This window comes from Streptomyces sp. SudanB182_2057 (genome assembly GCF_964272715.1).
Classification (GTDB): domain Bacteria; phylum Actinomycetota; class Actinomycetes; order Streptomycetales; family Streptomycetaceae; genus Streptomyces; species Streptomyces rubradiris.
In genome coordinates this window covers 6,725,918-6,739,155 of record NZ_OZ186798.1, presented here as the reverse complement: position 1 = coordinate 6,739,155, position 13,238 = coordinate 6,725,918, and the positions used below count along the sequence as shown (strand labels likewise).

Annotated in this window: 10 protein-coding genes; 3 read left to right on the top strand and 7 right to left on the bottom strand. The window is 71.9% G+C overall.

Annotated elements, in window-relative coordinates; all coding sequences use genetic code 11:
- Positions 1–6: 6 nt before the first annotated feature.
- Positions 7–444, bottom strand: a complete 438-nt coding sequence (locus tag ACSURM_RS29965; protein ID WP_106980632.1) for a DUF948 domain-containing protein — start codon at positions 442–444, stop codon at positions 7–9.
- Positions 445–597: 153 nt separating this feature from the next.
- On the opposite strand from ACSURM_RS29965, the gene ACSURM_RS29960 reads away from it, so the two are divergent.
- Entirely contained in the window at positions 598–2,769 is a 2,172-nt protein-coding gene (locus ACSURM_RS29960; protein WP_436958897.1) for an ATP-binding protein, read from the top strand.
- 20 nt (positions 2,770–2,789) lie between these two features.
- Here ACSURM_RS29960 and rpsD read toward each other — a convergent pair whose 3' ends face one another.
- The 5 genes from rpsD to ACSURM_RS29935 form a co-directional block, all read right to left on the bottom strand.
- Positions 2,790–3,404: a 30S ribosomal protein S4 gene (gene rpsD, locus ACSURM_RS29955; protein WP_344350542.1), complete on the bottom strand. Its 615-nt coding sequence runs from the start codon at positions 3,402–3,404 to the stop codon at positions 2,790–2,792.
- Positions 3,405–3,707: 303 nt separating this feature from the next.
- Positions 3,708–5,063, bottom strand: a complete 1,356-nt coding sequence (locus ACSURM_RS29950) for a replication-associated recombination protein A (RefSeq protein WP_436958896.1) — start codon at positions 5,061–5,063, stop codon at positions 3,708–3,710.
- 43 nt (positions 5,064–5,106) lie between these two features.
- Positions 5,107–5,763 carry a vitamin K epoxide reductase family protein gene (locus ACSURM_RS29945; RefSeq protein ID WP_359044743.1) on the bottom strand — a complete coding sequence of 219 codons (657 nt, stop codon included), beginning with the start codon at positions 5,761–5,763 and terminating at the stop codon, positions 5,107–5,109.
- A 207-nt stretch (positions 5,764–5,970) separates the two neighbouring features.
- Complete coding sequence (gene hisS, locus ACSURM_RS29940) at positions 5,971–7,233, bottom strand: histidine--tRNA ligase (RefSeq protein WP_436958895.1); 1,263 nt, start codon at positions 7,231–7,233, stop codon at positions 5,971–5,973.
- Between the two features lie 13 nt (positions 7,234–7,246).
- Entirely contained in the window at positions 7,247–7,954 is a 708-nt protein-coding gene (locus tag ACSURM_RS29935) for an MBL fold metallo-hydrolase (protein ID WP_436958894.1), read from the bottom strand.
- A gap of 169 nt (positions 7,955–8,123) precedes the next feature.
- Here ACSURM_RS29935 and ACSURM_RS29930 point away from each other — a divergent pair, with 169 nt between their 5' ends.
- A complete protein-coding gene (locus tag ACSURM_RS29930) occupies positions 8,124–8,948 on the top strand; it encodes a peptidylprolyl isomerase (RefSeq protein ID WP_436958893.1) in 825 nt (274 codons plus the stop codon).
- Positions 8,949–9,137: 189 nt separating this feature from the next.
- Entirely contained in the window at positions 9,138–10,367 is a 1,230-nt protein-coding gene (locus tag ACSURM_RS29925) for a DUF349 domain-containing protein (RefSeq protein ID WP_436958892.1), read from the top strand.
- A 105-nt stretch (positions 10,368–10,472) separates the two neighbouring features.
- Here ACSURM_RS29925 and relA read toward each other — a convergent pair whose 3' ends face one another.
- Positions 10,473–13,010: a GTP pyrophosphokinase gene (gene relA / locus ACSURM_RS29920; RefSeq protein WP_436958891.1), complete on the bottom strand. Its 2,538-nt coding sequence runs from the start codon at positions 13,008–13,010 to the stop codon at positions 10,473–10,475.
- Between the last annotated feature and the right edge of the window lie 228 nt (positions 13,011–13,238).

Sequence of the window (13,238 nt, the reverse complement as noted above, 5' to 3'; positions counted from 1 at the left end):
CAGTCCTTACTTCCGCTTGCGTCGTGCGGCGGGGACCGTCCGGCCCACGATCACGGTACGCCGGGCCGACTTGGCGGGCACGTCCTCCCCCTTGCGGCCGCCGAGCGCGCGGCGGACGCCGTAGCCGAAGGCCGCGACCTTGACCAGAGGGCCGCCGAAGGTGGAGGCGACGGTGGTCGACAGCGCGGAGGCGTTGGAGGTGACCTCCTGGACGTCGGAGGCGATCGCGTCGACCCGGTCGATCTGGGTCTGCGCGGAGCGCACCGCCTGGGAGGCGTCGGCGAGCAGCGGGACCGCCTGGTCGGTCACGTCCGCGACGAGCTTGGTGGTCGCCTTGAGCGTCTGGGCCAGCCTCGCCAGCGCGACCGCGAGGAAGGAGACCAGGATCGCCCAGAAGACGGCCACCAGGATCCCGGCCACCTCTGTACCGGACACTGTGCGCACCCGCTCCCTGAAACGTGCCTGAGCATCGGAAAAGTCGTGTCCCGAGCCTATCGCGCCGGGGCCCCGGCTCCGTACCGGATTCCCCGCCGGGGCGGGCGCACGCGCGCCGGGTGATTGTACGCGGTGAACACGGTTCAGTACGCTCCGTGTCCCATGCGAGATCCTCACGCTCCCGGCCCCTGGACGGGCGGCGCCCCGCCCCTGGAACTCACCGCTTTCGTCGGGCGCTCGGCGGAGCTGGCCGAGCTCACGGCCGCCCTCGGCCGGGCCCGGCTCGTGACCGTCACCGGGGCGGGCGGGGTGGGCAAGTCCCGGCTGGCGGTGCGGGCGGCGGCGCGGTGGGCGGCCGGTGAGCCGGGGGGCGCGGGCTGGGGCCGGGCGGAGCTGGCCGAGGTGCGCGATCCGCAGTTCGTGGAGTACGCGGTCGTGGAGGCGCTGGGACTGACCGACCACACCACCCGGCTGCCCCGCCAGACGCTGCTGGAGCAGCTGGCGGACCGGCGGACGCTGCTGGTGCTGGACGGGTTCGAACATCTGGCGGGGACCTGTGCCCGGCTGGTGGCCCGGCTGCTGCGCGGGCTGCCGGAGCTGCGGGTGCTGGCGGTGGGCCGGCGCCCTCTGGGCCTGGCGGGCGAGCGGCTGTTCCCGCTGGCGCCGCTCGGCCCCGAGGAGGCGGTGGAGCTGTTCGCCGACCGGGCCCGGGCACACGGGGTGCCGGTGGCCGACGGCCCCGAGGTACGGGAGCTGTGCCGCCGGCTGGAGGGCATCCCGCTGGCGCTGGAGCTGGCGGCCGGACGGCTGCGCGCGCTGTCCCCGGCGCAGTTGCTGCACCGCCTCGGCGACCGGTTCCGGCTGCTGACCGGCGGCGCGCGGGACGCCCTGCCCCGGCACCGGACGCTGCGCACCGCGATCGGCTGGAGCCACGAGCTGTGCACCCCGGCCGAACGGCTGCTGTGGGCGCGGCTGTCGGTGTTCGCGGGGTCCTTCGACCTGGAGGCGGCCGAGTACGTGTGCGCCGGGGCGGGGCTGCCCGCCGAGGACGTGCTGGACGTGCTGTCGGAGCTGCTCGCCCAGTCGGTCGTCGCCCGTGAGGAGAGCCCGGCGGGCCCGCGCTACCGGATGCTGGACACCGTCCGGGAGTACGGCGCCGAGTGGCTGGCGGCGGCCGGGGACGCGGACCGGCTGCGCAGACGGCACCGGGACTGGTACCTGGGCCTGGCGGCCTGGTGCGAGCTGGAGTGGTTCACGCCCCGGCAGCGGGAGGTGGCCGCGCGGGTGGACGTGGAGCTGCCGAATCTGCGGGCCGCGCTGGAGTGCTGCCTGACCGAGCCGGGCGAGGCGCACCTCGGCCAGCAGCTGGCGGGTTCGCTGTGGTTCTGCTGGGTGGGCTGCGGGCGGCTGTCGGAGGGGCGGCGCTGGCTGGAGCGCGCCCTGGAGCCGGAGTCGGGGTACGAGCGGGCCCGGCTGAAGGCGCTGTGGGTGCTGGGCTACGTGGCGATCCTCCAGGGCGACACCGGGCCGGCGCTGCGCGCGCTGCGGGCGTGCCGCGAGCGGGCGGAGCGGGCGGGCGATCCGGTGGCGGTGGCGTACGCCGAGCACCGCACCGGCTGTCTGGCCCTGGTCACGGACGACATGGCCGGTGCGGAAACGCTGCTGCGCTCGGCGCTGGAGCGCTACCGGGCGGTCGGCGAGCTGAACAGCAATGTCCTGATGGGCCGGGTGGAGCTGGCGATGGCCCGGGCGTTCCAGGGCGACCTGCCGGGCGCGGTGCGGCTGTGCGAGGAGGTGCGCCGGGTCTGCGAGGACCACGGGGAGCGCTGGGCGCGTTCGTACGCGCTGTACGTGCTGGCGTACGCGGCCTGGGCCGACGGGGACCCGGCCGGCGCGCGGGAGCTGCTCGCGGACGCGCTGGCCGACGCGCACGCGTTCCGGGATCTGCTGGGCTCGGTGCTCGTCATCGAGCTGCTGGCGCTGGTGACGGTGGCGCAGGGCGATCCGGTGGAGGCGGCGGTGCTCCAGGGCGCCGCCGGGCGGCTGTGGCCCTCGGTGGGGCTGCCGCTGTTCGGTTCGGCGTACTTCGACGCGCCGCACGAGCGGTGCGAGGCCGCCGCGCGGCGGGCGCTCGGCGACGCGCGGTACGCCGAGTGCGTGCGGGCGGGGGCCGGGCTGGACCGGGAGGCGGCGGTGGCCCGGGCGCTGCGGCACCGGGAGCCGGGGGCGCTGGGCGCGCTGCCGGCGCCGCGCGGTCCGGTTGCGGGCACCGGCCCCGGACAGCGCGAACCCGCCGCCTCACCCACCCGGAAGGGCGGGGAGACGGCGGGCTGAGGACTGTGCCGTGACCTGGGTCAGCGGGCGTAGTACTCGACGACGAGCTGCTCGTCGCAGATCACCGGGATCTCCTTGCGGTTCGGCTCGCGGTCCAGGCGGAACGCCAGGGCCCGGAGGTTCACCTGGAGGTAGCGCGGGGTCTCGCCGTCGGGGGCGAAGCCACCCTCACGGGCGATCTGGAACAGCGTCTTGTCCTTGGAGCGGTCGCGGACCTGCACGACGTCGTCCGGGCGGACACGGAAGGACGGCTTGTCGACCTTCTGGCCGTTGACCTGGATGTGGCCGTGGACGACCATCTGGCGGGCCTGGTAGATCGTGCGGGCGATGCCCGAACGCAGGACCAGCGCGTCGAGGCGGCGCTCCAGCTCCACGATCAGGGCCTCACCGGTCTTGCCCTGGACCTTGGAGGCACGCTCGTAGGCGCGCACCAGCTGGCGCTCGGAGATGTCGTACTGAGCGCGCAGGCGCTGCTTCTCCAGCAGACGGACCTTGTAGTCCGAGTTCTGCTTGCGGCCGCGGCCGTGCTCGCCCGGCGGGTAGGGGCGGGCCTCGAAGTACTTGACGGCCTTCGGGGTCAGCGCGATGCCGAGGGCACGCGACTTCTTGACCTTGGGGCGGGACTGGTTCGCCACAGTTATCTCATTTCCTAGATTCCGGCTCGTCAGGATTAGGGAGGTCGCATCCGCAGCCGGGAAAACCCGTCGGGTCCGCGCGGGACCTGCCGGGCAGCCGCTTCCCTGGTCTGGGCACATACGTGCAGCACGCGAGTGGCCCACCGACCGTCCCGGGATCTCACGGGGGGTGGTGGGCTGCCCGCGACACCGTTCGACGGTGCGCGACGCTCCTGGAGCCGGTCCGCGGGGAACCGGGTCTCCGGCCGGGTGTCCCGCTCTGACAGCACGGAACTCGGCACTTCGCAGCAGTCTACAGGCTGCTCAGGACCGCTTGCGACCGAGGTGCCTGCGGGTCCACTCGACGGCGTCCGCGTACCTGGCCTCGGCGCCGTGCCGGCCCGGGGTGTAGTACTCGCGGTCCTTCAGGGCGTCCGGGGCGTACTGCTGCTCGGCGATGCCCTCGGGCAGGTCGTGCGGGTACACGTACCCCTGGGCGTGGCCGAGCTTGGCGGCGCCCTTGTAGTGCCCGTCGCGCAGGTGCGGGGGGACCGGGCCGGACAGGCCCTTGCGTACGTCGTCCAGGGCGGCGCCGATCGCGGTGGTCGCCGAGTTGGACTTGGGGGCGAGGGCCAGGGCGATGGTGACGTGGCTGAGGGTGAGGGCGGCCTCCGGGAAGCCGATCATGGCGACGGCCTGGGCGGCGGCGACCGCGATCGGCAGCGCGGTGGGGTCGGCGAGGCCGATGTCCTCGCTGGCGGAGATCATCAGCCGGCGGGCGATGAACCGGGGGTCCTCGCCGGCCTCGATCATGCGGGCCAGGTAGTGCAGGGCCGCGTCGACGTCGGAGCCGCGGATGGACTTGATGAGGGCGCTGGCGACGTCGTAGTGCTGGTCGCCGTCGCGGTCGTACTTCACGGCGGCGCGGTCGACGGTCCGCTCCAGGGTCTCCAGGGCGATCTCGCCCTCGCCCTGGTCCAGGGCGGCGCCGGCGGCGGCCTCCAGGGCGGTCAGCGCGCGCCGGGCGTCGCCGCCGGCGATCCGCAGCAGGTGCTCCTCGGTCTCCTCGGGGAGCGTGACGGCGTTCTTCAGGCCGCGTTCGTCGGCGAGGGCGCGGCGCAGCAGGCCGCGGATGTCGTCGTCGGTGAGGGGTTCGAGGGTGAGCAGCAGGGAGCGGGAGAGCAGCGGGGAGATCACCGAGAAGTAGGGGTTCTCCGTGGTGGCCGCGATCAGGGTCACCCAGCGGTTCTCCACGGCCGGCAGCAGGGAGTCCTGCTGGGCCTTGCTGAAGCGGTGGATCTCGTCCAGGAAGAGGACGGTCTCCTTGCCGTAGCCGCCGGTGGCGCGGCGGGCGCCGTCGATGACCGCGCGGACCTCCTTGACGCCCGCGGTGATCGCGGACAGCTCCACGAACCGCTTGTCGGTCGCCTTGGACACCACGTACGCCAGGGTGGTCTTGCCGGTGCCGGGCGGGCCCCAGAGGATCACCGAGGACGGTCCGGCGGGCCCGCCGGAGCCCTCGCCGACCAGGCGGCGCAGGGGTGAGCCGGGCGCCAGCAGATGCTGCTGGCCCACGACCTCGTCGAGCGAGCGCGGGCGCATGCGCACCGCCAGGGGGCTGCCCGCCGGGTCCTTCTCCTGGCGTTCTTCTGCTGCGGCGGTGAAGAGGTCGGGTTCCACGCTGAAACCCTAGAACACCGCACTGACAATCCCGCCGGGGCCGTCAGCCGGTCCAGAACTCCCACCAGCGGGTCAGCACCAGCATGCCGATGATGCCGATGTGCGCGACCGGCACGACCCAGGTGAACTCGCCGAAGAAGGACCGCAGCCAGCGCGGGGCCGGCAGGAAGGCGTTGCGGACGTTGAACGAGGTGACGTACCAGAACATGGTGATCGTGGCGACCCAGGCCAGCGAGCACCACAGGCACAGCGCGTTGATCCGGTACAGGGACTGGAACTGCAGCCAGGTGCAGAAGCCCACGCCGAACAGGGTGCCGAAGTTGAACGTCAGCCAGTACCAGCGGGGGAACCGGGCGCGGGCCAGCAGGCTCATGCCGACGCAGATGACGATGCCGTAGGCGACCAGTCCGAGCATCGGGTTGGGGAAGCCGAAGGCGGCGGCCTGCTTGCTCTCCATGACGCTGCCGCAGGAGACCACCGGGTTGAGGCTGCACCCGGGGGTGAAGGTCGTGCCCGCGACCTTGGCTTCGAGGATCTTGAACTTGTCGATCGTGATGACCCACGAGGCCAGCAGTCCGGCCGCGCCGGTGATCACCAGCAGGATGGCGAGGGCACGGCTGCCGCCGGCCGCGCGCGGGGCGTCGGCGGCGCGCTCCGGACCGGGCTCCGCGGAGACGTCGTTCACTGTCGTCTTGCTCATCACGCCGATTCCGTCACTCGAGAGTCGGACCATCTTCGGGCAGGGGTCATTGTGCCGCACGCACCTGGGTGCGCACCGTTCGTTGCGCATAAGGATCTGCGTACGACCGGTGCCCCCGCCGGATTCCGGACAGCGGCCGGCCCTCCTGTGACAAGGGCGCCGGACACCCCCGCTCGGGGAGTGTCCGGCGCCCACGCGCGCGTGCGGCTAGCCGAGCCGGGACTCCAGTTCCGCCACGATCTCGTTGACGCCGATCGCGGTCTGCTCGCCGGACTCCATGTCCTTGAGCTGGACGACGCCCTCGGCCAGGTCGCGCTCGCCGGCGACGAGCGTGTAGCGGGCGCCGGAGCGGTTGGCGTTCTTCATGGCGCCCTTCAGCCCCTTGCCGCCGTAGGCGAAGTCGGCCGCGATGCCCACCTTGCGCAACTCGGTGACCTTGGTGAACAGCACCCGGCGGGCCTCCTCGCCGAGCGGGACGGCGTACACGGACGTCGAGGTCGGCAGGTCCAGCTCCACGCCCTCGGCCTGGAGCGCGAGGACCGTGCGGTCGACGCCCAGGGCCCAGCCGACGGACGGCAGCGCGGGGCCGCCGATCATCTCCGACAGGCCGTCGTACCGGCCGCCGCCGCCGACCGCGGACTGCGAGCCCAGGCCGTCGTGGACGAACTCGAAGGTGGTGCGGGTGTAGTAGTCCAGGCCGCGCACCAGCCTGGGGTCGTCCTCGAAGGAGACGCCGGCGGCCGTGATCAGTTCGCGGACCTCCTCGTGGTACGCCTTGCAGGCGTCGCACAGGTAGTCGCGCAGCAGCGGGGCGCCGGCGAGCTGCTTCTGGACCGACTCGCGCTTGTCGTCCAGGACCCGCAGCGGGTTGATGTCGATGCGCCGGCGGGTGTCCTCGTCCAGGTCCAGGCCGCGCAGGAAGTCCTGGAGCGCGGCCCGGTACACCGGACGGCACTCCTTGTCGCCCAGGCTGTTGAGCAGGATGCGGAAGTTCCTGAGGCCCAGCGAGCGGTACGCCTGGTCGGCCAGGATGATCAGCTCGGCGTCCAACGCCGGGTCCTCCGCGCCGATCGCCTCCGCGCCCACCTGGGAGAAGTGGCGGTAGCGGCCCTTCTGGGGGCGCTCGTAGCGGTAGTAGGAGCCGGAGTACCAGAGCTTGACCGGGAGGTTGCCCGTCTTGTGCAGGTTGGCCTCCAGGGCGGCCCGCAGCACGGACGCGGTGCCCTCGGGGCGCAGGGCGAGCTTGTCGCCGCCCTTGGTCTCGAAGGCGTACATCTCCTTGGTCACGATGTCGGTGGACTCGCCGACACCGCGCGCGAACAGTTCGACGTTCTCGAAGCCGGGGGTCTCGATGTAGCCGTAGCCGGAGGTGCGCAGCGGGGCGGCGATGGCCTCACGGACCGCCAGGTAGGCGGCGGAGTCCGGCGGGATCAGGTCGTAGGTGCCCTTGGGGGCCTGAAAAGTGCTCAACGTAGGTCTCTCGTCACATTCCTCGTCGGGGAGCGTCCGCGCTTCCCGGGCCGGCGGCCACCTGCCGCAGATAGGGGTTGGTGGCGCGCTCCTGGCCGATGGTCGTCTGGGGGCCGTGGCCGGACAGCACCACGGTGGAGTCGTCGAGCGGCAGGCACACGCGGGCCAGCGACTCGAGCATGTCCTCCATGGATCCGCCCGGCAGGTCGGTGCGTCCGATGGAGCCGGCGAACAGCAGATCCCCGGAGAAGAACACCGACGGGACGTCGGCGCTCTCGGGCATCCGGAAGGTCACCGACCCCTTGGTATGGCCCGGCGCGTGCGCGACGGAGAACGTGAGGCCGGCCAGTTCCAGGGCCGTGCCGTCCGTCAGCTCCCTGACGTCGTCCGGCTCCCCCACGGTCAGCTCGCCCAGCAGCGGCATGCCGATGGAACGGCCGAGCGCCTTCTCCGGGTCGCTCATCATGTACCGGTCCTCGGGGTGGATCCAGGCCGGTACCTCGTGCGCGCCGCAGACGGGGACGACCGAGGCGACGTGGTCGATGTGGCCGTGGGTGAGGACGACGGCGACGGGCTTGAGCCTGTGCTTCCTCAGCGTTTCCTCGACGCCTTCGGCGGCCCGGTGGCCGGGGTCGATGATCACGCACTCCTCACCGGCGGCGGGGGCGACGAGATAACAGTTCGTCCCCCAGGCCCCGGCGGGGAACCCGGCAATGAGCACGATCGTCCTTCGTTGTGTCGGTCGCAGGCGGCTTCAGCTGCTCCCAGAGCCTACCGGCGCTGCCGTTTCCTCAGCGAACCCATATACGGTACGGGGCTACACGCAGCGGTCGGAGCACGAGGACGCACGCGTGCCGCCCGACACACGACACGCATGAGGAGAGAACCCGGTGGTCAGCCAGGAGCAGCGGCGGCGTCAGCTCGCCCGGGAGAAGTTCTTGCGGCAGCAGCAGCGGCGCACCCAGGCGCGGCGCAAGGCGCGCCTGCGCAACTCCGTGATCGCGTCGGTCCTGGGCGTGGTCGTGATCGGCAGTGTCGCCCTGTACACGACCGGTGTGCTCAAGGACGACGGCAAGAAGAAGACGGAGGCGAGCGGCGAGGTCACCCCGAGCGCGGCGCCGACCAGCAAGGCGCCGGACCCCTGCGAGAAGCCGGCGGCCGGCTCGGTGAAGAAGCTGAGCTGGAAGAAGGAGCCGGCGATGACGATCGACACGTCGGCGAAGTACACGCTGAAGCTCGCGACGACGTGCGGTGACATCGGCGTCGCGCTGAAGACGTCGGCGGCGCCGCACACGGTGAACTCGTTCGGCTTCCTCGCCGGCGAGGGCTACTTCGACCACACCAAGTGCCACCGGCTGACCACCCAGGGCATCTACGTCCTGCAGTGCGGTGACCCGCAGGGCACCGGCTCGGGTGGTCCCGGTTACACGCTCCCGGACGAGAACCTCAAGGACAAGAGCCTGAAGAACAACACCTACCCGGCGGGCACGGTGGCGATGGCCAACACCGGGCAGCCGCACTCCGGCGGCAGCCAGTTCTTCCTCGTCTACAAGGACAGCCAGCTGCCGCCCAGCTACACGCCGTTCGGCACGGTCGACGCGGCGGGCATGAAGGTGCTGGAGAAGATCGCGGCGGCCGGTGAGAACACGGGCGCCGGCGACGGCGCGCCGAACGCGACGGTCGTGATCGACAAGGCCGCGGTCGTCAAGTCCTGACCCCCGCTTCCGGACCCCCGCCGGCCCCGTCCGGCACCTGGACCCGAAGGTCAACGGGGCGGGCGGCGGAATTTCGGTCGCGCTGGATGCGGACAGGCCACCCGCTGGTCGCCTATGTTGGCCGTGACGAAACTGTGGACGATGCCCGGGGTGCTGCGGCCCCCGCAGGCATCATGTGGAGGAGGCGCTGTGAGCAGCGACCCGTGGGGCCGCGTCGACGAGACGGGGACCGTGTACGTGCGTACGGCCGACGGCGAGAAGGTCGTCGGTTCCTGGCAGGCAGGCTCCCCCGAGGAGGCGCTGGCCTACTTCGAGCGCAAGTACGAGGGCCTGGTTGTCGAGATCGGCCTCCTCGAGAAGCGTGTGCGGACCACCGACCTGTCGGCGAAGGACGCCCAGGCCGCCATCGGCCACCTGCGCGAGCAGGTGGACGCGCACCACGCGGTCGGTGATCTGGACGCGCTGCGCAAGCGGCTGGACAAGCTGGTCGCGACCGTCGAGGCGCGCCGCGAGGAACGCAAGGCGCAGCGGGCCCGGCAGTCCGACGAGGCCCGCAAGGCCAAGGAGGACCTGGTCGCCGAGGCCGAGCGGCTGGCGCAGTCCGACCAGTGGCGGGCCGCCGGTGAGCGGCTGCGGGCGCTGGTGGACACCTGGAAGGGGCTGCCGCGGCTGGACCGCAAGTCCGACGACGAGCTGTGGCACCGCTTCTCGCACGCCCGGTCGGCGTTCTCCAAGCGCCGCAAGGCGCACTTCGCGCAGCTGGACGCGCAGCGCGAGGAGGCCCGGCGGGTCAAGGAGCGGCTGGTCGCCGAGGCGGAGGCGCTGTCCGGGTCGACGGACTGGGGTCCGACGGCCGCCCGGTACCGCGAGCTGATGGCGGAGTGGAAGGCCGCGGGCCGCGCGCAGCGCGAGCACGAGGACGACCTGTGGAACCGCTTCCGCGGCGCCCAGGACGTGTTCTTCGCCGCCCGCAGCTCGGTGTTCGCCGAGCGCGACGCCGAGCAGTCGGAGAACCTGAAGCTGAAGGAGGAGCTGGCCGAGGAGGCCGAGAAGCTCCTGCCGGTCACCGACCTGAAGGCCGCGCGGGCCGCCTTCCGCTCGATCAACGAGCGCTGGGAGGCCATCGGTCACGTCCCGCGGGACGCCCGGCCGAAGGTCGAGGGCCGGATGCACGCCGTGGAGCGGGCGATCCAGGAGGCCGAGGAGGCCGAGTGGCGCCGGACGAACCCGGAGGCACGCGCGCGTGCCGAGGGTCTGACCGGTCAGCTCCAGGCCGCCGTGGACAAGCTGCGGTCGCAGATCGACCAGGCGCGCGCCCAGGGCAACAACGCCAAGGCCGACAAGCTCCAGAAGGAGCTCGACGGCCGTCAGGCGCTCCTGGACCAGGCTCTGAAGGGCCTGCAGGAGTTCGGCGGCTGAATCCCTCACCGCATCACTGAAAGGGCCCCGTACGCGCGTACGGGGCCCTTCCTCTCTGTGCCGGTGGGGCCGCGCCCGGTGGCCGGGCGGCCGCGCGGGCCGTCGCTACGAGCGGCTGCGTCCCGACGTCACGCGGTACACGTCGTACACGCCCTCCACGCCCCGGACCGCCTTCAGCACGTGGCCGAGGTGCTTGGGGTCGCCCATCTCGAAGGTGAACCGGGAGGTGGCCACCCGATCCCGGGAGGTCTGCACGGCCGCCGACAGGATGTTGACGTGCTGGTCCGACAGCACCCGGGTGACGTCCGACAGCAGCCGCGACCGGTCCAGCGCCTCCACCTGGATGGCGACCAGGAAGACCGAGGACTGGGTCGGCGCCCACTCGACGTCGAGGATGCGCTCCGGCTCCCGGGACAGCGAGTCGACGTTGACGCAGTCGCTGCGGTGAACCGATACGCCGCTGCCGCGGGTGACGAAGCCGATGATGGGGTCCCCAGGGACCGGCGTACAGCAGCGGGCCAGCTTGACCCACACGTCGTCGACGCCCTTGACGACCACGCCCGGGTCGGCGGTGGAGCGCCGCTTGCGCCCGCGGCCCCGGGACGGCGGGACCGACTCGTCGATCTCCTCGGTGGCCGCCTCCTCGCCGCCGAGCGCCTGGACGAGCTTCTGCACGATGTTCTGCGCGGAGACATGGCCCTCGCCGATCGCCGCGTACAGCGCGGAGATGTCCGAGTAGCGCATCTCGTGCGCGAGCGTCACCAGCGAGTCGCCGGTGAGGATCCGCTGGATCGGCAGGTTCTGCTTGCGCATGGCCCGCACGATGGCGTCCTTGCCCTGCTCGATCGCCTCGTCCCGGCGCTCCTTGGAGAACCAGGCGCGGATCTTGTTGCGTGCCCGCGGCGACTTGACGAAGCCGAGCCAGTCCCGGGACGGGCCGGCGCCGGGCGCCTTGGAGGTGAACACCTCGACCAGGTCGCCGTTGTCCAGGGTGGACTCCAGCGGGACCAGCCGCCCGTTGACCCGCGCCCCTATGGTGCGGTGGCCGACCTCGGTGTGCACGGCGTACGCGAAGTCCACCGGGGTGGCGCCGGCCGGCAGGGCGATGACGTCGCCCTTGGGCGTGAAGACGAAGACCTCGTTGCGGGACAGGTCGAAGCGCAGGGACTCCAGGAACTCGCCCGGGTCCTCGGTCTCCTTCTGCCAGTCCAGCAGCTGCCGCAGCCACGCCATGTCGTTGATGGCGTCCTTGTCCTTCGCGGACGTCTTGGGCGCGTCGGTGCGGATCTTGGAGGCTCCGGCGACGGCCTCCTGCTTGTACTTCCAGTGCGCGGCGATGCCGTACTCGGCGCGGCGGTGCATGTCGAACGTGCGGATCTGGAGTTCGACCGGCTTGCCGTTGGGGCCGATGACCGTCGTGTGCAGCGACTGGTACATGTTGAACTTGGGCATCGCGATGTAGTCCTTGAACCGGCCGGGGACCGGGTTCCATCGCGCGTGCACCGTGCCGAGGGCGGCGTAGCAGTCGCGGACCGTGTCGACGAGGACGCGGATGCCCACCAGGTCGTAGATCTCGGCGAAGTCGCGGCCCCGCACGATCATCTTCTGGTAGACGCTGTAGTAGTGCTTGGGGCGGCCGGTGACGGTGGCCTTGATCCGGGCGGCGCGCAGGTCGGACTGGACCTCGTCGGTCACTATGGCCAGGTACTCGTCGCGCTTGGGCGCCCGCTCGGCCACCAGCCGTACGATCTCGTCGTACATCTTGGGGTAGAGGATCGCGAACGCGAGGTCCTCCAGCTCCCACTTGATGGTGTTCATGCCGAGGCGGTGGGCGAGCGGAGCGTAGATCTCCAGCGTCTCGCGCGCCTTCTTCTCCTGCTTCTCGCGCTTGAGGTAGCGCATGGTGCGCATGTTGTGCAGCCGGTCGGCGAGCTTGATGACCAGGACCCGCGGGTCCTTGGCCATGGCCACGACCATCTTGCGCACGGTCTCGGCCTGCGCGGCCTCGCCGAACTTGACCTTGTCCAGCTTGGTCACGCCGTCGACGAGCAGGGCGACGACGTCGCCGAAGTCGCGGCGCAGGTCCTCGAGGCCGTACTCGGTGTCCTCGACGGTGTCGTGCAGCAGCCCCGCCATCAGGGTGGCCGGGTCCATGCCCAGCTCGGCGAGGATGGTGGTGACGGCGAGCGGGTGCGTGATGTACGGGTCGCCGCTCTTGCGTTTCTGGCCGCGGTGCCAGCGTTCGGCGACCTGGTAGGCGCGCTCGATCTGGCGCAGCGTGGAGTTCTCGATCTTGGGGTCGTTGCTGCGCACTATCCGCAGCAGCGGCTCCAGGACCGGGTTGTAGGGGTTCGCGCGCTGGACGCCGAGGCGGGCGAGGCGGGCCCGGACCCGGTTGGAGGAGGCGGTGCGGGTGGGCTGCGCGGCCGGCTGGCGGACCACCGGGGGCTGTGCCGGGCGCTCGGCCGGGGCCTGCTTGGGACGCGCCGACTCCGCGCTCTTCTCCACGGGCGCGGAGTGGGCGTGCTCGACCGCTCCGCGGGTGTCGTTCTTCACCTGGGAAGCGCTCGGCGCGGGTTTCGCCGCGGCGGCCGAGGCGGGCTCGGGCTTGGCGGCGGTCAGTGGCTGGGCCTCGTCTGGCAAGAGGACTCCTCGTGCGCGATCCGGGTCCCCCGGTCAGGCTCCGGAGTCCCCATGGTAGCGATCCTGCGCCCCGTCATCGCCTTCAGGCGGCTGTGAGGACCGTCTACCCCCGCAACGCGGGAGGCTGTCACGGGATTCCGGACAACCGGCCGCGAAGCGCCCGCGCTGACCTCCGCGGCGGACGGACGAACCCGTGCGGACCTGCGAAAACGCCGGGCCGGGGGCCGC